The 21,010-nt window shown below is 59.2% G+C and carries 22 protein-coding genes; 17 read left to right on the top strand and 5 right to left on the bottom strand.

All coding sequences use genetic code 11. The features are described 5' to 3' along the window. The first annotated feature begins 67 nt into the window (after window positions 1-67). Window positions 68-712, top strand: coding sequence for a carbonic anhydrase (locus MHX63_RS09715; RefSeq protein WP_034987350.1), 645 nt, complete (start codon window positions 68-70; stop codon window positions 710-712). A gap of 67 nt (window positions 713-779) precedes the next feature. Continuing rightward, entirely contained in the window at window positions 780-1,493 is a 714-nt protein-coding gene (locus MHX63_RS09710; RefSeq protein WP_239388503.1) for a hypothetical protein, read from the top strand. An 11-nt stretch (window positions 1,494-1,504) separates the two neighbouring features. On the opposite strand, the gene radA is transcribed toward MHX63_RS09710, so the two are convergent. Both radA and MHX63_RS09700 read right to left on the bottom strand, forming a co-directional pair. Beyond that, window positions 1,505-2,941, bottom strand: a complete 1,437-nt coding sequence (gene radA / locus MHX63_RS09705; RefSeq protein ID WP_239388501.1) for a DNA repair protein RadA — start codon at window positions 2,939-2,941, stop codon at window positions 1,505-1,507. Between the two features lie 96 nt (window positions 2,942-3,037). Next, on the bottom strand, window positions 3,038-3,610 hold the full coding sequence (locus tag MHX63_RS09700) for a hypothetical protein (RefSeq protein ID WP_239388499.1): 573 nt from the start codon (window positions 3,608-3,610) through the stop codon (window positions 3,038-3,040). Between the two features lie 247 nt (window positions 3,611-3,857). Between MHX63_RS09700 and MHX63_RS09695 the strand changes: the two genes are divergently transcribed. From MHX63_RS09695 to MHX63_RS09670, 6 genes are all read left to right on the top strand, one after another. Continuing rightward, complete coding sequence (locus MHX63_RS09695; protein WP_049049590.1) at window positions 3,858-4,448, top strand: CarD family transcriptional regulator; 591 nt, start codon at window positions 3,858-3,860, stop codon at window positions 4,446-4,448. Window positions 4,449-4,462: 14 nt separating this feature from the next. After that, the gene (locus tag MHX63_RS09690) at window positions 4,463-5,290 is read left to right on the top strand and encodes a 2-C-methyl-D-erythritol 4-phosphate cytidylyltransferase (RefSeq protein WP_239388497.1); all 828 of its coding nucleotides are present in this window, start codon (window positions 4,463-4,465) and stop codon (window positions 5,288-5,290) included. 53 nt (window positions 5,291-5,343) lie between these two features. Continuing rightward, entirely contained in the window at window positions 5,344-5,835 is a 492-nt protein-coding gene (ispF, locus tag MHX63_RS09685) for a 2-C-methyl-D-erythritol 2,4-cyclodiphosphate synthase (protein ID WP_239388495.1), read from the top strand. Window positions 5,836-5,913: 78 nt separating this feature from the next. Continuing rightward, window positions 5,914-6,645 carry an ATP-binding cassette domain-containing protein gene (locus tag MHX63_RS09680; protein WP_255710619.1) on the top strand — a complete coding sequence of 244 codons (732 nt, stop codon included), beginning with the start codon at window positions 5,914-5,916 and terminating at the stop codon, window positions 6,643-6,645. Then, complete coding sequence (locus MHX63_RS09675) at window positions 6,632-7,819, top strand: ABC transporter permease (RefSeq protein WP_239388491.1); 1,188 nt, start codon at window positions 6,632-6,634, stop codon at window positions 7,817-7,819. Before MHX63_RS09680 ends, MHX63_RS09675 begins: the two co-directional genes overlap by 14 nt. Then, entirely contained in the window at window positions 7,819-8,412 is a 594-nt protein-coding gene (locus MHX63_RS09670; protein ID WP_239388489.1) for a hypothetical protein, read from the top strand. Before MHX63_RS09675 ends, MHX63_RS09670 begins: the two co-directional genes overlap by 1 nt. Here the strand turns inward: MHX63_RS09670 and MHX63_RS09665 are convergent. Next, window positions 8,402-9,220 carry a fumarylacetoacetate hydrolase family protein gene (locus MHX63_RS09665; RefSeq protein ID WP_239388487.1) on the bottom strand — a complete coding sequence of 273 codons (819 nt, stop codon included), beginning with the start codon at window positions 9,218-9,220 and terminating at the stop codon, window positions 8,402-8,404. The genes MHX63_RS09670 and MHX63_RS09665 overlap by 11 nt on opposite strands. 63 nt (window positions 9,221-9,283) lie before the next feature. Between MHX63_RS09665 and cysS the strand changes: the two genes are divergently transcribed. Continuing rightward, on the top strand, window positions 9,284-10,720 hold the full coding sequence (cysS, locus tag MHX63_RS09660; protein ID WP_239388485.1) for a cysteine--tRNA ligase: 1,437 nt from the start codon (window positions 9,284-9,286) through the stop codon (window positions 10,718-10,720). On the opposite strand, the gene MHX63_RS09655 is transcribed toward cysS, so the two are convergent. Beyond that, window positions 10,677-11,264 (bottom strand): hypothetical protein, encoded by a 588-nt coding sequence (locus MHX63_RS09655; RefSeq protein ID WP_035011016.1) that lies wholly within the window; start codon window positions 11,262-11,264, stop codon window positions 10,677-10,679. The two genes, cysS and MHX63_RS09655, sit on opposite strands and share 44 nt — an antisense overlap. A gap of 209 nt (window positions 11,265-11,473) precedes the next feature. Between MHX63_RS09655 and MHX63_RS09650 the strand changes: the two genes are divergently transcribed. From MHX63_RS09650 to rlmB, 8 genes are all read left to right on the top strand, one after another. Further along, window positions 11,474-13,408 (top strand): HtaA domain-containing protein, encoded by a 1,935-nt coding sequence (locus MHX63_RS09650; RefSeq protein WP_239388483.1) that lies wholly within the window; start codon window positions 11,474-11,476, stop codon window positions 13,406-13,408. Window positions 13,409-13,456: 48 nt separating this feature from the next. Next, a complete protein-coding gene (locus tag MHX63_RS09645; RefSeq protein WP_005296744.1) occupies window positions 13,457-14,548 on the top strand; it encodes a hemin ABC transporter substrate-binding protein in 1,092 nt (363 codons plus the stop codon). Further along, window positions 14,532-15,581 (top strand): iron ABC transporter permease, encoded by a 1,050-nt coding sequence (locus tag MHX63_RS09640; RefSeq protein WP_005296741.1) that lies wholly within the window; start codon window positions 14,532-14,534, stop codon window positions 15,579-15,581. Before MHX63_RS09645 ends, MHX63_RS09640 begins: the two co-directional genes overlap by 17 nt. Then, a complete protein-coding gene (locus tag MHX63_RS09635) occupies window positions 15,578-16,486 on the top strand; it encodes a heme ABC transporter ATP-binding protein (RefSeq protein ID WP_370644186.1) in 909 nt (302 codons plus the stop codon). The genes MHX63_RS09640 and MHX63_RS09635 overlap by 4 nt, the downstream gene beginning before the upstream one ends. Before the next feature lie 5 nt (window positions 16,487-16,491). After that, window positions 16,492-17,535, top strand: coding sequence for an HtaA domain-containing protein (locus tag MHX63_RS09630; RefSeq protein WP_239388481.1), 1,044 nt, complete (start codon window positions 16,492-16,494; stop codon window positions 17,533-17,535). 80 nt (window positions 17,536-17,615) lie between these two features. After that, entirely contained in the window at window positions 17,616-18,290 is a 675-nt protein-coding gene (locus MHX63_RS09625) for a heme oxygenase (biliverdin-producing) (RefSeq protein WP_239388479.1), read from the top strand. Next, window positions 18,287-19,159, top strand: coding sequence for an HtaA domain-containing protein (locus tag MHX63_RS09620; protein WP_239388477.1), 873 nt, complete (start codon window positions 18,287-18,289; stop codon window positions 19,157-19,159). Before MHX63_RS09625 ends, MHX63_RS09620 begins: the two co-directional genes overlap by 4 nt. Before the next feature lie 203 nt (window positions 19,160-19,362). Further along, a complete protein-coding gene (rlmB, locus tag MHX63_RS09615; protein ID WP_239388475.1) occupies window positions 19,363-20,319 on the top strand; it encodes a 23S rRNA (guanosine(2251)-2'-O)-methyltransferase RlmB in 957 nt (318 codons plus the stop codon). A 49-nt stretch (window positions 20,320-20,368) separates the two neighbouring features. Here rlmB and MHX63_RS09610 read toward each other — a convergent pair whose 3' ends face one another. Further along, entirely contained in the window at window positions 20,369-20,935 is a 567-nt protein-coding gene (locus tag MHX63_RS09610) for a TetR/AcrR family transcriptional regulator (protein ID WP_239388473.1), read from the bottom strand. Window positions 20,936-21,010: the final 75 nt, after the last annotated feature.

Here is a 21,010-nt window from a genome sequence, read left to right as displayed (position 1 = left end):
GGTTGGGGGAGGGAGCGGAGGGGGAGTTCATTGCACGAATCACTGTAGCGCGGTGCACAATGGAACCATGACTTCCAGCCAACATCAGACCCCGCAGCAGGCTTGGGATAGCCTGCGCGAAGGCAATGAACGTTTCATGCGCGGCGATTCCGACCACCCACACCAGGATCTGAGCCGCCGGATTTCCCTTCAGGAGGGGCAGAAACCCCAGGCCGTGGTATTGGCGTGTTCCGATTCCCGCGCGCCGGTGGAGATCCTCTTCGACCAGGGCCTCGGCGATGTCTTCGTTATCCGCACCGCCGGCGAGATCACCGACCTGTCCGTGCTGGCCTCCCTGGAATTCGCGGTGGACTCCCTGGAAGTACCGCTGGTTGTGGTGCTGGGACACGAGAAGTGCGGCGCGGTTGCGGCTGCCTCCCAGGCGTTGAACGGCGGCGACATGCCCGCGGGATTCCAGCGAGTGCTCGTGGAAAAGGTCACACCCTCGTTGCTGTCCGCGAAGAAGCGCGGCATGGAAAGTAGTGACGCCTTCGAACGCAACCACGTGGCGGAGATCGCCGACCATATAGTGGATCGATCACCGGAGATTCAGGCGCGTCTGGCCGACAACCGTTGTGCCGTTGTGGGCCTGCGCTATCGCCTGTCCGATGGTCTGGCTGAGCCGCTGGTCAGTTACGGCCTGGATATTGAGGGTGCACAGCGCGTTCACTAGGAGGTTTGCGGGGCACACCCCGTGTCTATGCGCCGTCTTTTAGAGGGCAGCCTCTAGCATTAGTTACGTGACTGATGAAGACAACAGGCGCCCGTTGCCACGCGAAGTGTATATCCGCCGCCGCATCGCTGCGGTGGTGATCTTGGTCGTTGTTATCGGTGTGATCTGGGCTTTGATCAGCCTGGTCAGTGGGGGAGGGGACTCCGAGAACACGGCGTCCACCGAGACTGCCATCACTACTTCCGAGCAGCAGGATATGACCAGCTCGCCGGAGCCGCCGAAGGGCTCGGAACCGAGCGACTCGGAGGACGAGAAGGCGTCCGAAGAAAAGGACAGAGATAAAGACAAGGACGACGAGGGCGACGAGAACAAGGGCGAGAAGAAAGATTCTTGCTCGCTCGCCGACCTGCGGGTAATTGCTCGACCGGGTGCTCCGACGTTCAATGCGGAGCAGCAGCCTAACTTCTTCGTGAAGATCGAGAACCCGACGAATGCGGATTGCGACATCAACTTCGATGATTCCCCGCTGAAGTTCGAGGTCTTCACCATGGGCAACTATGAGCGCGTGTGGGGCGACATCGACTGTAACGAGCCGGAGGTTGTCGGCGATACGAAGATCAAGGCTGGCGAGTCCGTGAACTACGAGATGGCCGCCTGGTCCCGTACCACCTCCGCGCCGGGCAAGTGCGAGGATCGCAAGCCGGTCGATCCGGGCAGCTACCTGCTGTACGCCCACGTGGGCGACAATACTTCTCAGCCGGCCTCGTTTAACCTGCAGTAGCCAGTAATGGCCTAGTCAGTAGATAGGCAGTAGTTGACGGCCTGGCAGAGCGTGGAAACCTCCTTTACTTTCATGCCCTTCGGGGCCTCGTAGTGGCAGTTCTTTGGCACCAGTGCGGTGTGGAATCCCAGCCGGTGGGCCTCCGCCAGCCTTTGGGTGAGCTGCGGAATGCGGCGCACCTCTCCGCCTAAGCCCACCTCACCGAGAGCGACTAAGCCCAGGGGGAGCGGGGTACGTTTTGCGGTGGAGGCCAGCGCAAGCCCGGTGGCGAGGTCTGCGGAGGGTTCTAAGATCTTCATCCCGCCGACCGTGGCGGCGTAGACTTCCTTATCTGCCAGTGGCAATCCGCAGCGTTCGGAGAGCACAGCCAGCACCATCGATACACGCGAGGCATCCATGCCCGTCATGTAGCGCTTCGGGTTCTTAAACTCGCTGTTAAGGGCCAAAGTTTGCAGCTCGCCGACCATGGCGCGGCGCCCGTCCATCACGACGGTTACTGCCGTGCCGGTCACGGATTCGGTGCGATGGTGCAGGAACAAACCGCTGGGGTCCGCGACCTCCTGGATGCCGTGGGCGGTCTGCTCGAAGCAGCCGACTTCGTCCGTGGCACCGAAGCGATTCTTGATACCGCGCAGAAAGCGCATGGAGGAGTGCTTGTCGCCCTCGAAGTTCAACACGACATCCACCAGGTGCTCGATGGTGCGGGGGCCTGCGACGGTGCCCTCCTTCGTCACATGTCCCACCGCGATGACGGGCGTGCCCGACATCTTCGCCAGGGTTGTCAGTGTACTGGTGACCGCGCGGGTTTGAGCCACGCCACCGGCAACGCCTTCCACTCCAGTGGCCTGCATGGTCTGCAGGGAATCCACGATGATCAGCTCCGGGTTCAGTGCATCGACTTGAGCCAGGCCATTCTCCAGGTCGTTTTCGCTGGCCAGATAGAGCTTGTCGTGCAGCGCGCCGGTGCGTTCCGCGCGGTGGCGCACCTGCCCCACGGATTCCTCCGCGGTGAGGATCAGCACCGTATGCCCCTTCTTGGCCCACGCCGCAGCAACCTCTAGCAGCAAGGTGGACTTACCCACGCCGGGTTCGCCCGCCAGCAGCACAGCGCTGCCCGGGACAATGCCGCCGCCCAATACGCGGTCTAGCTCCCCGATGCCCGTGGGGCGGTGCTTGGCGATGGTTGGATCCACCTGGGTGACCGGTTGGGCGCTGGCCCCTGGGACTAGGCCGCCGGATCTGCGTCCCCCACCGCGGCGCGCCGCACTACCGCCAGGACCCGCAACACCGGCGAGCCCCATTGCGCCTAAGCCCAAGGAGCGCGTGTCCCGCTCCTCCAGAGATCCCCATTCCCCACACTGCGGGCAGCGCCCCATCCACTTCGACAGCTGGTGGTCGCAGGAGGTACAGACGAAAACCCGGCTTGCTTTGTTCGACTTACTTGCCATGCCCACAACAATAAACGCCGCCCCGGACAACCAAGGTCCGGCGGCGGCGTTTGTTCGATTTCGAGGAAGTCTAAGCTGAAGCTTACTTCTTGGGGCTTACTTGTCGGTCAGGCTGCCGTCCTCGTCACGGTGCAGCTGGCCTGCTTCCGGAACGTAAGCGGAAACCGGTGCGCTCAGCTCAACCTCGCCGACATCCAGCTTGAAGGTGACCTTCTTGTGGCCGCCGACGTAAACGTCATCCAGACCCTTGATGGAGGTGGTGGCGTACTGCAGCTGCTTCTGTTCCTTGGCCTCGATGTCTTCCATAGCGAACTTGCCATCGGCAATCAGGGAGCCGCCAGCCGGAATCTCGGTCTTTTCTAGGCCGGAGATCTCCTTGCCCTCCACCTTCACGGACTCAACCTTGACTGGCTTACCCTGGGTGTCTTCGTTGGTGATAGTGAACTTCAGAGCCAGAGCGTTATCCGGGCCGACAACCACGGTGACGTCCTGCACGTCAGCGTGCTCAGCGGTGCCGCTAGCACCGTTGACTGCGGCAACCTGGCTGGAAGTCTGGGAAATCTGACCTGCACCACACGCGGACAGCGCGAGTGCGGAACCTGCTGCGACCAGCGCCAGCGCACCACGGGCAAAGGTCGTCTTCAGCGGCTGGGCCTTGAGGGTCTTCACGATGCGTTCCTCCATCTGAGGCATGTCTTAAAAGCAGTTGAATAAAAACGTCTGCACCCAGCCTAGCCTGTAGGGGGCCGGTACACCTAGCCAAGGAAGCCTTTAGGGTTAATTAGTGCCCCCTAGTGCGCGCTTGCAGGGGATTCTATGCCCCAAATGCGGGTAGTGCGGCTGATTGCGGTAGAATCTATCGGGTATTTACGCAGTGCCTGTCACAGTCTTTCGGAAGGACGTTAGAGGAACACTTATGGAGTTCGCAGTCGGAGATACGGTCGTTTACCCGCACCACGGCGCCGCCGTCATCGAGGGCATCGAGCAGCGGGAGTTCAAGGGGGAAACCGTCGACTACCTGGTGCTGCGCATCAACCAGGGCGATCTTTCCGTTCGTGTCCCGGCCGCGAATGCCGAGAAGGTTGGCGTGCGCGACGTGGTGGGCGAGGAAGGCCTGCGTAAGGTCTTCTCCGTACTACGCGAGACCGACGTGGAAGAGGCCGGCAACTGGTCCCGCCGCTACAAGGCGAACCAGGAGCGCCTGACCAGTGGCGACGTGAACAAGGTTGCCGAGGTTGTGCGTGACCTGTGGCGCCGTGACCAGGATCGCGGCCTGTCCGCCGGTGAGAAGCGCATGCTGGCCAAGGCCCGCCAGATCCTCGTGGGCGAGCTCGCTCTCGCCGAGGGAGTGGACGACAAGAAGACCGACGCACTGCTGGCCGAGATGCAGGCCGCCATCAAGCGTCACCGCGAGGCCGCCGCTGCAGCCCGTGCCGCAGGCGTGGACGAGGATTCCAAGTCCGGTGGCTCCATTGATCTGGACGACGAGCTGGACGGCGAAGACTAAGCCGGGCAGGCGCTGTGACAGCGAACGTCTACGCACTCGTCGCCGCCGCCGGTAGCGGCACTCGCCTGGGTTTCGATACCCCGAAGGCTTTCGTCGAGCTCAACGGTCGGTCGTTGCTGGAAAGGTCGCTGGACGGCCTGGTGGCGTCCCAAAGCGTCGAAGAAGCGATCGTGCTGGTCAGCGAGAACATGCGCGACCACGCCGAACGCATCGTCGACGATCCCATCAACGTCGCGGAGTGGGCGCCCATGACCGTCAGCGTGGAGCTCGGCGGCGGCGAGCGATTCGACTCTGTGTACGCGGGCTTGGTTGCGATCCAACGACGGCTAAGCGCTGCGGGCGAGGCCACCGCGGGGCGTTTTGTGGCTGTCCACGACGCCGCCCGCTGCCTCACCCCGCCCGCCATGATCGCCGAGGTTGTGGACCGCGCGCGCCGTGGTGTTGCAGACGGTTCCTGGTGCGGGGCGATCCCGGTGTTGCCGGTGGTAGACACTATTAAAGTTATTGACGCCCCCACCTCCGGCCCGCGCGCAGGGCAGACGGTCGTGGAGCAGACCCCAGACCGCGCTAGCCTGCGGGCGGCCGCCACGCCACAGCTGTTCGACCTGGAGAAGCTGATCGAGGCCAACGAGCAGTACCTGCGCACCACGGAGATCAGTTCCGCGCACGCAGTGGATCGGGTGGGTGTTTCGCCGTTGCCGCTGGTGACGGACGATGCCTCACTGATGGAGATGGCAGGCTTCCCGGTGGTGGCGGTGGATGCGGACCCGCTGGCTATGAAGATCACCACGCCCCAGGACTACCGCGTGGCGCAGATGATTTTGAATGGCAGCGAAAGTTAGAAAGCCTGCAGCAGACAGGTAGAACGTAACCAGAGGCGAGAGGCAGACCGCAATTGAACACCCCACACATTATTCCCCGCGTAGGCATTGCGACGGATGCTCACCAGGTGCAGCCAGGTAAGGACTGCTGGATGGCTTGCCTTCTGTGGGAGGGGCAGGATGGCTGCGAAGGACACTCCGACGGCGACGTGGTGGCGCACGCGGTAGTGGATGCGCTGCTCTCCGCCGCAGGCCTGGGGGATCTGGGCAGCTTCGTCGGGGTGGGGCGCCAAGAATACGACAACGTTTCCGGTGAGCGCCTACTGCGCGAGTGCCGGGAGCTGCTGGAATCCAAGGGCTTCGTAATCGGCAACGCGGCGGTGCAGATGGTGGGAAACCGCCCGAAAATGGGCACCCGGCGCGAAGAGGCCGAGAAGGTGATGGGCGAGCTGATCGGCGCGCCGGTCTCCGTCTCTGCGACCACGACCGACCACATGGGTTTCACCGGCCGTGGCGAGGGTGTGGCGGCTGTGGCGACAGCGGTTGTATGGCAGGCGCAGAACTAGCTATTGACAATCCTTTTATGTCTTCGTAGGTTTGTTCCATCACACAGAATCTCTGCGCACTAAAGGTCTGAAACTTCCTTGTCGAATAGCTACTCATTTTCTTTTAGCTACCCGCGCTCTAATGAAGGGGTCGAGGTCCACTCGCTCGAGGTTCCCACTAGCCCGACGGTCATACTGGGTGTCAACGGTGCCGGTAAGACTACGCTTATGAAGTTGCTGGTCGGTCAGCTAAAACCGTCCAAAGGCGCTGTGCCGAAGTTGGGCCGAGCGGTGTACGTCCCGCAGCATTTCGAAAGCATCAATGGTGCGCGTGTTGTTGACTATGTTTCCTACGTCGCCTGGCTTAATGGTGCCGGTTGGACGGAGAGCAAGAGGACCGCGGCCTATTGGATTGAATTCGTGGGTTTGAAGGAACACGCACATAAGCAATGCAGCAAGCTGTCCGGTGGGCAGCAAGCTCGCGTGCAAATAGCTACAGCCCTGAACTCTAACGCGGAGCACATACTGCTGGACGAACCCAGCGCCGCACTCGACCCACTGGCGAAGCGGGATCTGCAAGGGCTCTATCGATCCATTGCGAAAGCGGGCGTTGGCCTTTGGGTTTCTAGTCATCAGCCCTTGGAAGTGGAGAAGCCGTTCGAGCATGTACTCGTGTTGCATAGAGGAAAAGTTGAGTTCCAGGGGCCGTTGAGCGATTTTCTGCGAGTTGGGCGCGGTTCGCTAGAGCCGAGGGAGTCACATCGCTATTCCGACACTGTGAGAAACCTTGCGGAAGCATTTTCCAGGACCGGTGGCCATGGCGAGGATTAATGCGATCAACGTTGCTTTGGTGCTCGCGGCTTCTGTGCTTGGATTGCTGAGCATTACACTCAACGCTAACTCGGTGCCTACGCAGGACAACGCAATTTCCAACAGCTTGGCCATCTACTATTCGCTGGGGCCAATCTTGGGCTTTATCGGTGCTAAAGAGATGGCACGCTTCCGTTCCTTTCTTAAGTCCCGCGGCTCTGTGCAGGATGTTTTTAGGGTCTGGCTCAGATCCTTGACGATTCCGCTATTGCTCGCGGTGGTAGTGGTGTTGGCGTACCTCGCAGTGCAGCTGGCGGATATCGGATACGTAGAGTCCGCACAGTCCCTTGCAACGGGGCTGGTCTTTATTGTTCTTCACGGCGTGGCATGGCTGAGCTTGGGGGCAACTTTAGGGCTGTACCTACCAGCAATTGTGGCGATCGCTGTCGGCTTGCTTCTTCCTTATATCCTGGTCGCTTACCCGGTGTCGCTCTCAAACGTGGCGTGGCGACAAATGTTCGGGCAGCCGTTCAGCTCTTGTTGCCAAGTATCACAGAGCGTGGACCCGATTCTGTGGAAGGCTTCGGCGCTGGTGCTGGGGGCAATTTGCGTTTGCTCGTTGCTGTTGACCGCTGCTTTTCATGGAAATTGGTTTCCGGGACTTTCCGCGTGGCCACTTCGCGTGGTCGCCATTGTTCTACTCGGTGTGAGCTGTGGATTAGGCTACGGAATCGCCCAAGATGGAAACTACGATTCCGCGATGCCCCGTCCCCAAGAGCGCATGATCTGCGACGGAGCAATATGTTACTGGCGCGAAACCCCATCTGAGCAGGTAGATGCTAACCGCAAGGTGTGGGAATCTTTGGGCGTCACTACCTATAGGCTGATCGACGCCGAGACGCAACGGGACGGCGACATCTGGCTCGTCCGCTCGAGCCAGCAACAGGAAGTAAAGCACGCGCTCCTGGTCGATCTCCTCAGCAACGAACCTGCGCTTAAGGGGGCACCATCGTGTTGGGGAACTCCGCAGGAACCAGTATCAGTCGCGGAGGCTCTTCCCGATCTGACGGAAGAAGAACTGGAACGAGCCACACTGACTCCATCCGGGCAGTGGCGCGGGGTGCATGGCACGAATGAGGGAGTGGACGTGACGTTCATCCTGGATCGGGCGAACTCCGAGTGCTGGGAGGGATAGTGTCTGCCCAGCATCGAGCACAAATTTATTGGCGCGGTCATTCCGCGACCTATGCGGTGATGCTTCAGGTATTCGGCGTCGTGGGCGCCGTCCTGTTCGGTACGACCACGATTCCCATTCCCTGGGCTTCGTGGAGTTCGTCCGGAGTTGTTCCGTTTAACTTTGTGTTCTCCATCGCCATCGTTAGCTCCGCGGTGATGTTCTGGGATAACCGGCTTTCCCAGCTAGAAGAACTAACTGTTCGCACGTGGGCGGCCTGTGACTGGCTTTTCCTCGGGCTTTGCCTGGGGGAATGCGGCGTTGTCGCGCTCCTGGGCAACCCAGGCATGCTGCAGTACACGCTTATTGCATTGTCGGTGATTTTCGGTGCATGCCTCGTAGCGGACCTGCGCAAGAGTTTCTATGGCCTGCTGCTGCTAACTGCCGCTCAGTGCCTGCTCATATCGGTATTGCCTAGTACATACCTGCCATTGTTCTGGTCGCCCAGGATCGATGTGATTGTGATTGCGCTTCCCATCTGCCTGCTACTTTTCGCGGCAGTGCGGAGCGCCATCAAGAAGGCTGAGCCCCGGTTGGCACAGCTCAGCAGTTAATGCGGTTGCATATTTCCCCAATGCCGTCGATAGCGATGCGCACCTCGTCGCCATCGGCCAGGTACTGCGGTGGGGTCATGCCGTGGCCGACGCCCTCTGGTGTGCCCGTCACGATGACGTCACCAGGTGCCAACGAGGCGAAATTACTGATGTAATCCACCAGATCCTGCGGCTTAAACACCAGGTCGGCAACGCTGTGCTCCTGGCGGAGTTCGCCGTTGACCCAGGTGCGCAAGACGGCCCCTTCCGCAATCGGATCGAAATGCTCGGCCGGCACCATCCACGGGCCGAAACCGCTGGAACGGTCCAGGTTCTTGCCCTGCAGCCACTGCTGGGTGCGGTACTGCCAATCGCGCTGAGAGAAATCATTCATCACGGCGTAGCCCGCGATCTGGCCGGACTCGCCCATAATGACAGCGAGCTCGCCCTCGTAGTCCGCCTGCGCGGAGAGCTCCGGGGGCACAACGACCTCGTCGAACGGGCCCGCCAAGGCGGAGGCGTACTTCACGAACAGGGTGGGGTGATCCGGAATCGGGTGGCCCATCTCCGCGATGTGTTCCCGATAGTTCAGGCCGACACAAAAAATTTTCCCCGGGTTCGGCACGACCGGCCCCAGCTGGTCGGCGGTGAAGGAAACGGAGGGGAGGAAATCCAGCTCCGTGCTGCTGATCTGCGCCTTGTAGGGGAATTCGGCAAGGAGCTTGCCCTCACCGCCATCGGCAGAGAAGGAAGTGACTGCAATTGGGCGCCATGCACCCCGGTCATTGAGGCGGATGGTGGCAAATCGCGGGGTGTTTTGAGTGCTCATGTCTTCCACGATACTGACACGCATGGGCAAAGAGGCCGGACGCGCATGCCTATACTGTGTGGTGTGACTTTGCGAATTTACGACACTGCCGCCCGCCAGCTCCGCGACTTTGAGCCCATCCGTGAAGGCCATGCCTCGATCTATTTGTGTGGAGCGACCGTGCAGTCGATCCCGCACATCGGGCATGTGCGCAGTGGAGTTGCCTTCGACATCTTGCGCAACTGGCTAGAGGCCAAGGGGCTGGACGTTGCATTCGTAAGGAACGTCACCGATATTGATGACAAGATCCTGACCAAGGCCGCGGAGAATAACCGCCCGTGGTGGGAGTGGGCAGCCACGCACGAGCGCGCGTTTAACTGGGCTTATGACCAGTTGGGCGTCACCCCACCTTCCATCGAGCCTCGCGCCACCGGGCACGTACCGCAGATGATCGAGTACATGCAGCGCATCATCGGCAACGGCCACGGCTACGCCGCAGACGGCAACGTGTACGCGCAACCCGCGACGATCGATAACTACGGTTTCCTGTCCGGCCAGAAGCTGGACGAGATGGATCAGGGTGAATCCGCGGGTACCGGCAAGCGCGACCCGCGCGACTTCACCATGTGGAAGGCAGCCAAGCCGAGTGAGCCGGCCTGGGACACCCCGTGGGGTCGTGGTCGCCCGGGCTGGCACATCGAGTGCTCCGCGATGGCTACGACCTACCTGGGGAGCGAGTTCGACATCCACTGCGGTGGCCTGGACCTGCAGTTCCCGCACCACGAGAACGAGGCCGCGCAGGCGACCGCAGCGGGCGATGGGTTCGCGCGCTACTGGATGCACAACGGTTGGGTGACGATGTCCGGCGAGAAGATGTCGAAGTCTCTGGGCAACGTGCTTTCTATCCCGAATGTGCTGAAGCTGGTGCGGCCGGTTGAGCTGCGCTACTACCTGGGCAGCGCGCACTATCGCTCGATGCTGGAGTACTCCGAGGCTGCGCTGGGTGAGGCCGCTGCGGGCTACCGCCGTATCGAGAAGTTCCTGGTGCGCGCTATTGAGTACGTCACCGGAGAGACCGCTGTGGACCCGCAGGCGCTGCCGGTGGGCGAAGTGCCGGAACAGTTCGCGGAGAAGATGGACGACGACCTGGCCGTGCCGCAGTCGTTGGCTGTGATCCACGACGTGGTCCGCGAGGGCAACAAGCTACTGGATGCAAAGCCTACGGACGAGGCGAAGCGGCAGGTTAAGGAGATCGCCGGGCAGGTTCGTGCGATGGCTGCCGTGTTGGGCGTGGATCCGCTGAGCGAGACGTGGCTGGAATCCACCAAGGCCGCCGCTGGCGGGTCCGACGTGGCGATGGGCGCCCTGGATGTGCTGGTGAAGGCCGAGTTGGAGCGCCGTGCCGAGGCCCGCGCGGCCAAGGACTGGGCCACCGCCGACGAGGTGCGCGACCGCCTGGCCGAGGCTGGCATTGAGGTTACGGATACAGCCGATGGCGCGAAGTGGTCGTTGAAGGGGTAGTTCCATAGACGTACTCGTCGGGTTGTAACTCTGATCCCGGAAGCTCGACCTCGTCGTCATACATTTCTTCGGGTACGAAATATTCTTCGTCGTTCGACCACATGGGGTTCAGGCCTGGCAAGAACCAAATGGTGGCGGCAGAAACGATGGCGATGATGATGCCGCCCAGTGTTGCGTGCTCCGGCGGGATGTACCAAAAACCGGCCACAATCAGGGCGCCGATGGAGCCGATACACAGGGGGAGGAAGAGGTTCAGATTCAACCTGTTTGCGGTTCTGTATTCGACCCAGTCCTCGCTGGGGAAGCGGCTGCGGGCTTGGGAGCGGATCCGGCGCTGCGTTTTCTGAGAACATACGACGCATGCGATGGCGACTAGTGCCAGCCCGACTCCGGCGATAATGAAGTCGCCGACTACTGCGCCGTATGCCATCACGCCGATCGATACGGTTAGGGCAAAGCGTTCGGTCGCGGAAAGCGGAATTGCCTGGTGGGGGTCTACTTCAGGGTAGAGGTTGGCCAGAGGGGCCGGGGTGTATGCGGTCATTCTTCGCGTCCTTTCTCGGGGGTGAGAGGTGGGGGTGGGGGACGAAACTAAACACAAGATGCTTTCGTCTCTTAGGCTGACTCATGATACTTTCAGCTAAGTAGAGCCTTACCTAATTAAGGTAACACTATCCTAAGGCAATGGGTAAAACCTAGGTAGAGGTAAGGCGGCGCAAGTCTTTTGATGTTTCAGTTTTGAGTAGGATCAGCATGCATTTTTCACCGTTTGGATCACGTCGAGGCTCCTCGCGACGGTTGTTCGTCCGCGCATCCACGGCCGTGGCCGCCACCTCCGTACTTGCCTTCGCTCCCGTAGCATTTACCACGGTCGCTACCCCCGTTGCCTCAGCGGCGGGAACCTGTGAATTCAATTGGGGTATCAAGCAGAGCTACCGTGCCTATATCCAAGGCCCTGTCGCTAAAGGCGGATGGGGTGGCGACGGTATCGGCTTTAATGGCGATAAGACCGGCCCGAATGGGGCCTTCCAGTTCCGCCCCCAAAAGCCCCAGGTAAACGGTGATACGGTGACGGTTCCGCTCAACGGAGTTCTCCGTTTCAACGGCCACAACTATGGCGGTGATGACCTGTTAGATATGACGCTCTCCGATTGGAAGGTGCGCGCAAAGGGAAAAACCGCCGAGATCCTGGTGGACTATGTCTCCTATGAGTCGGACATGGTCAATAAGAGCAAGCGAGGAGCCAAAATCACTGGCGACGATGAAGTCATCGCCAAGGTGAACCTGTCCACCCCGGTGACCCCTGGCTCAGGGAGCGTGAACCTTTCTGGTTCTACGACACTTACTCAAGGTGGCAGCCGGCTGTTTCTCGCTTACAATGCGGGAACCTCGATGGATCCAACCAGTGGCTCAGTGGCTTTGGACGGCAGCTGTGGATCAGATTCGGGCAGTGGCTCGGGATCGGGCGAAAAGCGTACGCTGACCACGATCGATGGCAACTTCACCGGCTTTAACAAGGAAGCTATGGGAATTCTGTCTGAGACGAACGACACGATGAACGCCCTGACCACTTTCATGGGTAACTCCCAAGCCTTCTTGGACGAGTATGAATCTTTCGTCAATCGCGGGAGCGTAAAGAACGGATCTTCTAGCGGAAGCGACTCCGGAACTAGCTCTACCTCCGGAACGAACTCTAACTCCAACTCCGGTTCTGGTGGTGGGTCGGCCTCTGGCGGAGCATCGCTTGGAGCAGGGAACAGTGGTGCGCGAAACGGCGGAACAGGCGGCGGGTCGGCCGCCAGCGGAGGCGGAACAACCCGGGGCGGTGCCACAGCAGGTAGAGCAGCTGGTGGCGGTGGAGACCTGCACTGCGAGTCGGTCAAGGCAGTCGAAAGCGCCAAGGCATCGTGGGCTCTGAAGGAATCCTTCCAGTCGTACATCACCGGCTCTATCGCTAAGGGCAAGTGGGATTTGAGCGGGGTCGGATACAGCGGCGGCAAGTATCAGTTCACCGGCAACGGCGGCAACGTCGATACGTCTTCTCAGCAGGGAACGATTTCCTATGGTGGCGCGATGCAATTCACCGGTCACAACGGAATTCTCGACCTGAACATTGCGAATCCGGAGATCCAGTTCAACGGTGGAACAGGAAGGCTTGTTGCCGATGTTCGTTCTTCAAACATGGAAGGGGAGAAGCGAGACTTCGGGCGCACAGTGCTGGGAGACCTGAGCTTTAGTTCCCTTGATATCTCGGATAACTCAGTAAGCGGAGAGGCGAGTGTATCGCTGACCCAGGATGGCTCTGTGGCTTTCGCCGAATTTTACGATCCGGGAACTCAACTAGCGCCCATATCTTTCAGCGCCCAGCTAGGTGGCCAGGGTGACTGCGACGCAGTGGGCGGTACGACAGCATCTGGATCGAGTGCGGGTGGATCGGGCGGTGGTTCTTCTGCCGCGCACAATGCTGCCGCCGCGAAGCTCGCCGGCAATAAGGACGGTTCCGGCAATGGCGTCGACGGCGATTCTTCATCGGCGGGGTACGAAAACGGATCGAGCAAATTCAAGGTTAAGCCTGCTGCGGCTGAGGGTCAGGATGAGAACCCGGCTACTTACCTTCTCGGATTGATCGTAGGAGTCATCGTCGCAGGTGGAAGCATCGGTCGACTGGTTGTAAGTAATCCGTCTTAATCCGCCTACTAGGTGGCAAGACACTGCTTAGTTAGAAAGCACGTTTTAATGTCCATTGTTCTTAATCGAACTGTGCGGTTAGCGTTCCGCACCTGTGTGTTGTTTATCTGCACGGCTAGCATCGCTGCGTGTGGTGTTAAGGGCGCCTATGAATCCGAAGCTGATGCTGCTCTGCGAAACGACATCAAGAATGCTGCTGATCTGCAGGATCCTCGTAGCTTTGAGGGCGTTTCGGAGGTCAAGGACTTCACGGATGTGGAGCCTGTGACCAAGAATCCATCCCCGAAGCTGCCGGTGGAGCTGACCGACGCAGACGGCCACGATGTCAAGGTTAATAAGCTCGATCGGATTCTGGCTCTTGACCTGTACGGTACTTACACTAAAACCCTTACTGGCCTGGGTCTTGCCGATCGGATTGTAGGCCGCACGGTCTCTTCTACTGAAAACATCTTGGCCGACAGGCCAGTGGTCACTCAAGGTGGGCACAACATCAACGTGGAAGCCGTGTTGTCGTTGGAGCCGGATATCGTCATCGTGGACCACTCCATCGGGCCACGGGACGCTATCGATCAGATTCGTCAGGCGGGCGTGACCACCGTGGTCATGGAACCGACCCGCACGATCGATTCGGTAGCCGAGGACATCACCACGCTCGGTGCTGTCGTGGGCCTCCCGGAGGATGCGGAAAAGCTTGCGGATCGCACAGTCGAGGAAATAAATCTGGATAAAGAGACCATCAAGAAGATGGTGCCCTCCACACCGATGCGGGTGGCATTCCTTTATGCCCGTGGAAATGGTGGAGTGTTCTTCATCATGGGCGAAGGGACCGGAGCAAAAGACCTGATCGAGGGCGTTGGTGCGGTTGACGTGGGGACGGAGAACAACCTTTCCTACATCGAACCAGCCAATGCGGAGTCGCTAGCTAGGTTAAACCCAGATGCGTTCATCATGATGACCGGCGGGTTGGAATCCACCGGAGGGATCGAAGGCCTGCTCAAACGCCCCGGCATAGCTCAAACCACGGCAGGACAGAAGCGGCGCGTAATCACGATTCCAGATGGTCAATCGTTGGCGTTCGGCCCCATGACTGGGCAAACACTTTTGCGGACAGCGAAGGCGTTATATGACCCACACGGTTAATACGAACGAGTTTCTCCGGGCGCGAACGCGCCGATGGGTAGGGATTTTCGGTGCACTGGTGGTGCTAATGCTTGTTGCTGCGGTGCTATCGATCGTGCTTGGACAGTACTACGTGCCACTGCAGGATTTAGGTTCAATCTTGCTGGGGAAAGACCATCATTCAGGTCTGGCCTCCAGCGTAGTGTGGGATATTCGCTTGCCACGCATCCTGCTGGGGTTCCTAGTCGGCGCATGCTTGGGTGTGGCTGGAACATTGATGCAGGCGGTGTTTGCCAACCCTCTGGCCGAGCCATCGATTATTGGCGTGACCTCGGGCGCCGGGGTTGGTGCGGCGTTGGCAATCGTCTTTAACCTTGCTTTCTTCGGCACGTTCACCGTTCCGTTCTTCGCCTTTCTTTCCGCATTGGTTGCCGCTGGCCTGATTTACCAGCTAGCACGAAGTCAAGGCCGAGTTGTGGTTATCAATCTGGTTCTCACAGGTATCGCCGTCAATGCCGTGTGTGGAGCAATTATCTCCTTCATGGTCTATTTGGCTCCGACCGCAAGTCGGGAAGAGATCATCTTTTGGCAGATGGGATCCCTAAATGGTGCCCAGTGGAAGCACGTTTGGGCGGTTTTGCCGATCACGATGGTGGGAATTGCCGTAGCCCTACGGATGGGTGGGGCACTAGACGTGCTTGCTTTGGGTGAGAAAGCCGCTGGTCACACAGGGATCAATGTAAGTCAATTGCGAGCGATTGTGATCATCGCTGCGACCGTACTCACTGCAGGTGCAGTTGCCTTTGCTGGGCTCATCGGCTTCGTAGGGCTGATTATCCCGCACCTGTTGCGAACGGTCATGGGACCGGAGAATTATCTCCTCATCCCTGCTTCTGCGCTTGGCGGGGCGGTCTTGATTGGTCTGGCCGATGTGGCTGCCCGCACGTTGATTGAATTCGCAGATTTGCCGATTGGCATCTTCACTGCCCTTGTCGGCGGCCCGACTTTCTTCGTTCTGCTGCGCCGAATGATGAGAAAGGGGATGCACGCATGAGTGTTCACGGTAGCGATGCGACTACTAACAGTATGGCTATCGGCGATAAGGCCATTGAGGTATCTGGCCTCGCCGTCGACGTTGGCGCCAAGCGGTTGCTCAGTGACATTAGTTTTGTCGCTCGTGCCGGCGAGGTCACAGGGCTCATTGGGCCGAATGGTGCTGGTAAGTCGACGCTGCTCGCCGCGCTGTCTGGGGATATTAAACCTACTGAGGGTGTGGTTTCCGTCGCCGGATTAGACCCCTCTCGGGCCGATGTAAGGGCAATGGCGCAGCGCCGTGCGGTGTTGCTTCAGGATGTCCAAGTCGCGTTTGAGTTTCTTGTTCGAGATGTTGTGGCGATGGGACGGCGACCGTGGCGAGGGACAGTCGATAGCAGTGTGGATGAGCTCATTGTTGACGCTGCTCTGGACGCCACCGGTTCCACTGCGTTGGCAGTTCGTGACATCGTCACTCTTTCCGGTGGCGAACGTGCTCGGGTTGCGTTGTCCCGGGTTCTGGCCCAGCAAACACCGGTGGTGTTGTTAGACGAGCCGACCGCGGCGATGGATATCCGTCATCAGGAACAAGTCTTGAGCTTGATGCAGCAGATCGCTCACAGAGTTGGAACTGCAGTGGTGATTGTGTTGCATGACCTCGACGCAGCTGCGGCGTATTGCGATCACATCGTCTGTCTATCCAATGGGCGAATTGCCGCCGCTGGATCGGTTGATTCGGTCTACACCGACGAGATTCTCTCCAGCGTTTATGACTGGCCCATCGAAGTTGTCCGCAGTGCGGATAATGACGTCTCTGTCCGTCCGCGGCGGAGGGATCCGCCAGCTGCAGTAGCTCAACTGCTTTCTGCATATCAATCCATCCCATTCACTAGGGCTAAGTCCCTAGGATCCATTCATCAGGAGTAATTCTCATGTCTATTAAGTCAACTCGAAATGTCATGCTCGGCACTGTGATGACTTTCGCCCTGGGCACTGCTGCACTTTCCGTCCCCGTTGCATCGGCACAGGATGGCGCATCTCAAGCTCAACCTGAATGCAAAACTGTTATCACTGGCGGTACCTTCAACTGGGGATTGAAGGAGAGTTTCCGCAGCTACATTCTGGGGAATATCGCTAAGGGAAGCTGGGAGACGAAGGGTGAGGTTAAGGAATCTGATCCTGCCAACAAGAAGTCCAAGGACTTCCAATTCCAATTCCAGGTAGACCCAAGTGTATCTAGCATTGAGGTCGATTCCGAGGGCAATGTAACCAAGGCAGAGATCGGCACCAAGCCGTCCGATGTCGTTTTCGAAGGCCATCATGGCGCGTTGTACTCGAACTTCAAGTCCCCTTACATCACGGCCGAGGGAGCTAGTATTCAGGGCGGCGCCAGCTATGAGGGATACTACGTGCCTGGCAAGCACATGACTGAATATACGCCTGAGGACCGTATCGAAAAGAACAAAGTTTCCGGCAGGGACGTGTTCTCGAAGGGTAACGGAGACTGGAAGGTCAACGGGGATACTGTCACGCTGGATGCAAGCAGCATGACCTACGTTCCTAAGCCAGGAACGGATGGGGGCAAGAACATTGTGGAGGGCGTAGACGTCCTATTCATGGGCATTTACTCGGCGGAGTACAAGCCAGAGCTGGATGACATCAATGTTTCTCTGACCACCGAGAAGAAATGTGAATCGCCAGGGGAGCCGAATCCGGGTGATGAAGGTGGTTCCGGCCCGGACAACCCGGACAACCCGGACAACCCGGACAACTCGGATAACCCGAGCAACCCGGACGACCAGGGGCAAGGCCAAGGTTCGCTGGGCAAGTTTGGAAAGGTGTGGAACTACATTCTTGGCACGGTCGGAATCCTAGGCATGTTGGCGATCATTGGACACGCGATCAACGTGTCTGGCGCTCTCGATGGCATTCACAAGAAGATTGATGAATTCCTGCGCCACCACAACTTGCGCTAATAACGAGTTCCCTGTTCTCGTTCAGCGACCAATTTCAGATTCCACGCGGACCTTGAAACTCTTTCGAAAGGAATAACGTGATGGCTTCGACCTCCACACTTTCAAACACAAGCTTTAACACAGCCGAGCCGATTTCTCAGGCACTGCGCAATGCCACTGCGGAGGCGCACGGGCGCGCAGAAGGCTCTGAGTTCATGAGCACCCTTTTCAAAGGCGAGCTTGACGCTCAAGCGGTGTATGCGCTTTCGGGACAACTCTGGTTTGTCTACAGCGCTCTGGAGAACGCTGTAGACAGAGTCTCCGGCACTCCCATCGGGTCGGTTATTGCAGATCCGCGCCTGCAACGTCGCGCTTCGTTGGACCACGATCTGACGTATTGCCTCGGCTCCGATTGGCGCAAACAACTTGAACTACTGCCCGCCACCCGGCGGTATGTAGATCGACTCGACTCTTTCGGGGAACAAGACGTTGTACGAGTGATCGCTCACCACTATGTCCGCTACCTCGGGGATATTTCCGGCGGTCAGGTTATCGCTGCGCGTGTAGCAGACCTCTACGATGTCGATCCCGAGGCATTGAAGTTCTATGACTTCTCCGCTATTGGCAAGATCCCTCCGTACCGAACCAACTACCGTCAGCGCCTCGATAGCCTGCCACTCACAACGCAGCAGCGTTCCGCATTGATTGAGGAAGCCATCGATGCTTTTGGTATGAATTTTGCACTGTTCACAGATCTTTACGGAGTCTGCGCGTGAATCCACCTTTCTTGTCCAAGTCCACTTCCCGCCACTTCGTTGCCAGCGCCCTGGCCAGTTCCGTCGCGTTAAGCGGCATGGCGGTTCCTGTAGCACAGGCAGAGGAAGTGTCCGCCCCAGTGTTAGAAGCCGGTGCTTTTGCTTGGCCGATCAAAACCTCTTTCCTTAAGCATGTGCAGGGGCCGGTCGCTAGGGGGACTGTCATCGGTGATGGAGGTGCGGAGTTTAAGGGAAACCAGTTTGTGTTCCCGGTCAACACCCAAGAAACGAAGCTGGACCCGCAGGGTAATGGCACGATTGCCCTGGACGGCAGCGCACATGTGACCGCATACAAAGGTCTTGGTAAGAACGGCGGACCAGCTTTGGATGTCTCTTATTTCGACTTGAAGTTGAATGTCACAGGTCAAACGGTATCGCTTATCGGGGACTACTCCCTGTCCGGTAACACGGCGAACGATCCTACGCAGCTAGACAAGCGCGGCGACGATGAAGTAATCGTGACCTTCCTCCTGGAAGCCCCGATTGATCCAGGTAAGGATTTCGTCGCCCAGAACCGTCCCACAACGGCCGGTATCGGATTGCAGAGATCTCTACTCCGCTACAATGAGGGCGAAAAGCTGGAGGGCGCGGATGTGGATCTGCTGCTGGACTATGACGATGGCAAGCAGGTAGAAAATGTAACCCCGCAGGAACTGCAGGGAAGCGCAAGCGGGTTCTCCGGTTCTTCTAGTGGCAGTTCCAAAAGCTCGCCCCTTGGCATCGCGGCCGGTGTGATCGCCGCCATTGCGGCAGTGATTGGGGTAGGGGCACTGGCCTCCGGACACGTGGATTGGCGCGGAGTTTTAAAGAACTTCGGCATCAACGTCTAGAGGTGAAGCACCACACCACCCCATCTGCGAAGAATTGTTGGTCGTTCCAGCTGGTGCCGACAGGATTGGCAGTGGAAGTAACAAATTCACAGCAGGTGGGGTGCTTTGGTGTCCACATACTCGTGAGTCTGGTTCCAGTTTTGGGTGCCGGGAAGTAACATACACAAACGCACGTAGTCGACCAGGTAAGAGGGGCAATCACAGTGGCGGGCAACACCCAGCGCAGCGGAGGCGTGCGCAAGAAGAACAAGAAGGGCGCAACCAAGGGCTCTGGCGGCCAGGGGCGCCGCAGCCTGCGGGGCAAGGGGGCCACGCCGAAGGCGGAGGATCGCGTCTACCACGCCGCATACAAGCGCAAGCAGGCTGCCAAGCGCCGGGCATCTGGTGCGCACGACCGCTTCGCAAAGGACGATAACCAGGTGGAGCTGGTTGTTGGCCGCAACCCGGTGATTGAGTGCCTGCACGCCAAGGTTCCCGCCACCGCGCTGTACGTCGCGGAGGGCACCAAGAACGACGAGCGCCTGGCAGAGGCCGTCCATACCTGCGCCGACCGAGGCATCTCCGTGCTGGAGGTTTCCCGCGCAGAGCTGGATCGTATGACCGGCAACGGCATGCACCAGGGGATTGGCCTGCAGATCCCGCCTTACCAGTACACGCAGGTCGAGGACCTAATCGAGCGGGCTGCCTCCGCTCCTCAGCCCGGTCTGATCGTCGCGCTGGATAACATCACCGACCCGCGTAACCTCGGCGCGGTCATCCGCTCCGTAGCGGCATTCGGCGGCCACGGCGTGATCATCCCGGAGCGCCGCAGCGCCTCCGTGACCGCTGTTGCTTGGCGTACCTCTGCGGGCACGGCCGCGCGCCTGCCGGTAGCGAAGGCCACCAATATGGTGCGCTCTCTGAAGCAGTTCCAGCAGGCCGGCTACCAGGTTGTAGGCCTGGACGCCGGTGGCGACCACACCCTCGATACCTACGACGGCACCACCCCGACCGTCATCGTCGTCGGCTCGGAGGGCAAGGGGCTGTCCCGCCTGGTTTCGGAGACGTGCGACACGATCATGTCGATCCCCATGGCCAAGTGGGTGGAATCCCTCAATGCGTCGGTCGCCGCGGGCGTGGTGCTCAGCGAGTTCGCCCGCCAGCGTCGCGCTGCTAAGTGACGCCCTTTCGTTTTCGCCCTCCGTGTTTCTCAGCGGGGGCTTCTATTCTCTAAGGTTTGAGTCCCCGGATGTATGTCTCCACGAGCCAAGGCTGATAATCGGGGACAAGCTTTCGTGCATCGTCGGTGAGGGGGCGGGCGACCACCGCCAGGCCGAGGTGGAAATGTAGTGTGTCTACGTCCTCTCTGAGGAGTGCCCAGCGGCGTGCCCGGTGAAGCACCCTTTCTAACTGTTCCATCAGCTCGTTCATTCGAGGGGCGAGGTCTGCCTCGAAGTCCACGTTTTCCACAATAGTGGGCCCTACCTGCGTGACGATGACCCCTAGCTTGAGCTCCGCTACGCTATGGACGAAACTGTTCCACGTTTCGGCAGCTTGTTGAGCGTCGTCCCATCCCGTCGTGTGACGGTCGATGATGTTGATGAGTCGCTCGCGCCCGTAGTCAAAAATACCGATTAGTAGGTCGTTTTTGGCTGGAAAGTGGCGGTAGAGGGTGCCGATGCCCACGCCCGCTTCGCTGGCGATGGTGCGCATGGAGACGTCGATTCCGATGGTGGAAAACAGTTTCCAAGCTGCAGTGAGTATTGCCTGCCTGTTCTCGTGTGCATCCGCGCGCATTACAAACCTTCCGAAAACTTTTGCTCTAGCACTTGCATTCTATCTAAACGGAGCGTTATGATCCACTTTGTTCAA

Source organism: Corynebacterium sp. ACRQK (genome assembly GCF_022345965.1).
Classification (GTDB): Bacteria; Actinomycetota; Actinomycetes; order Mycobacteriales; family Mycobacteriaceae; genus Corynebacterium.
The sequence above is the reverse complement of the archived record's forward strand: the minus strand, read 5'-3'. Positions and strand labels throughout refer to the sequence as shown.

Bases quoted from the DNA above. Each gene is read 5' to 3' on its own strand.
- MHX63_RS09715 (WP_034987350.1), top strand. From the start codon at position 68: ATGACTTCCAGCCAACATCAGACCCCGCAGCAGGCTTGGGATAGCCTG.
- radA (WP_239388501.1), bottom strand. From the start codon at position 2,941: ATGGCAAGTAAGTCGAACAAAGCAAGCCGGGTTTTCGTCTGTACCTCC.
- MHX63_RS09695 (WP_049049590.1), top strand. From the start codon at position 3,858: ATGGAGTTCGCAGTCGGAGATACGGTCGTTTACCCGCACCACGGCGCC.
- MHX63_RS09675 (WP_239388491.1), top strand. From the start codon at position 6,632: ATGGCGAGGATTAATGCGATCAACGTTGCTTTGGTGCTCGCGGCTTCT.
- MHX63_RS09665 (WP_239388487.1), bottom strand. From the start codon at position 9,220: ATGAGCACTCAAAACACCCCGCGATTTGCCACCATCCGCCTCAATGAC.
- MHX63_RS09655 (WP_035011016.1), bottom strand. From the start codon at position 11,264: ATGACCGCATACACCCCGGCCCCTCTGGCCAACCTCTACCCTGAAGTA.
- MHX63_RS09650 (WP_239388483.1), top strand. From the start codon at position 11,474: ATGCATTTTTCACCGTTTGGATCACGTCGAGGCTCCTCGCGACGGTTG.
- MHX63_RS09645 (WP_005296744.1), top strand. From the start codon at position 13,457: ATGTCCATTGTTCTTAATCGAACTGTGCGGTTAGCGTTCCGCACCTGT.
- MHX63_RS09640 (WP_005296741.1), top strand. From the start codon at position 14,532: ATGACCCACACGGTTAATACGAACGAGTTTCTCCGGGCGCGAACGCGC.
- MHX63_RS09635 (WP_370644186.1), top strand. From the start codon at position 15,578: ATGAGTGTTCACGGTAGCGATGCGACTACTAACAGTATGGCTATCGGC.
- MHX63_RS09630 (WP_239388481.1), top strand. From the start codon at position 16,492: ATGTCTATTAAGTCAACTCGAAATGTCATGCTCGGCACTGTGATGACT.
- MHX63_RS09625 (WP_239388479.1), top strand. From the start codon at position 17,616: ATGGCTTCGACCTCCACACTTTCAAACACAAGCTTTAACACAGCCGAG.
- MHX63_RS09610 (WP_239388473.1), bottom strand. From the start codon at position 20,935: ATGCGCGCGGATGCACACGAGAACAGGCAGGCAATACTCACTGCAGCT.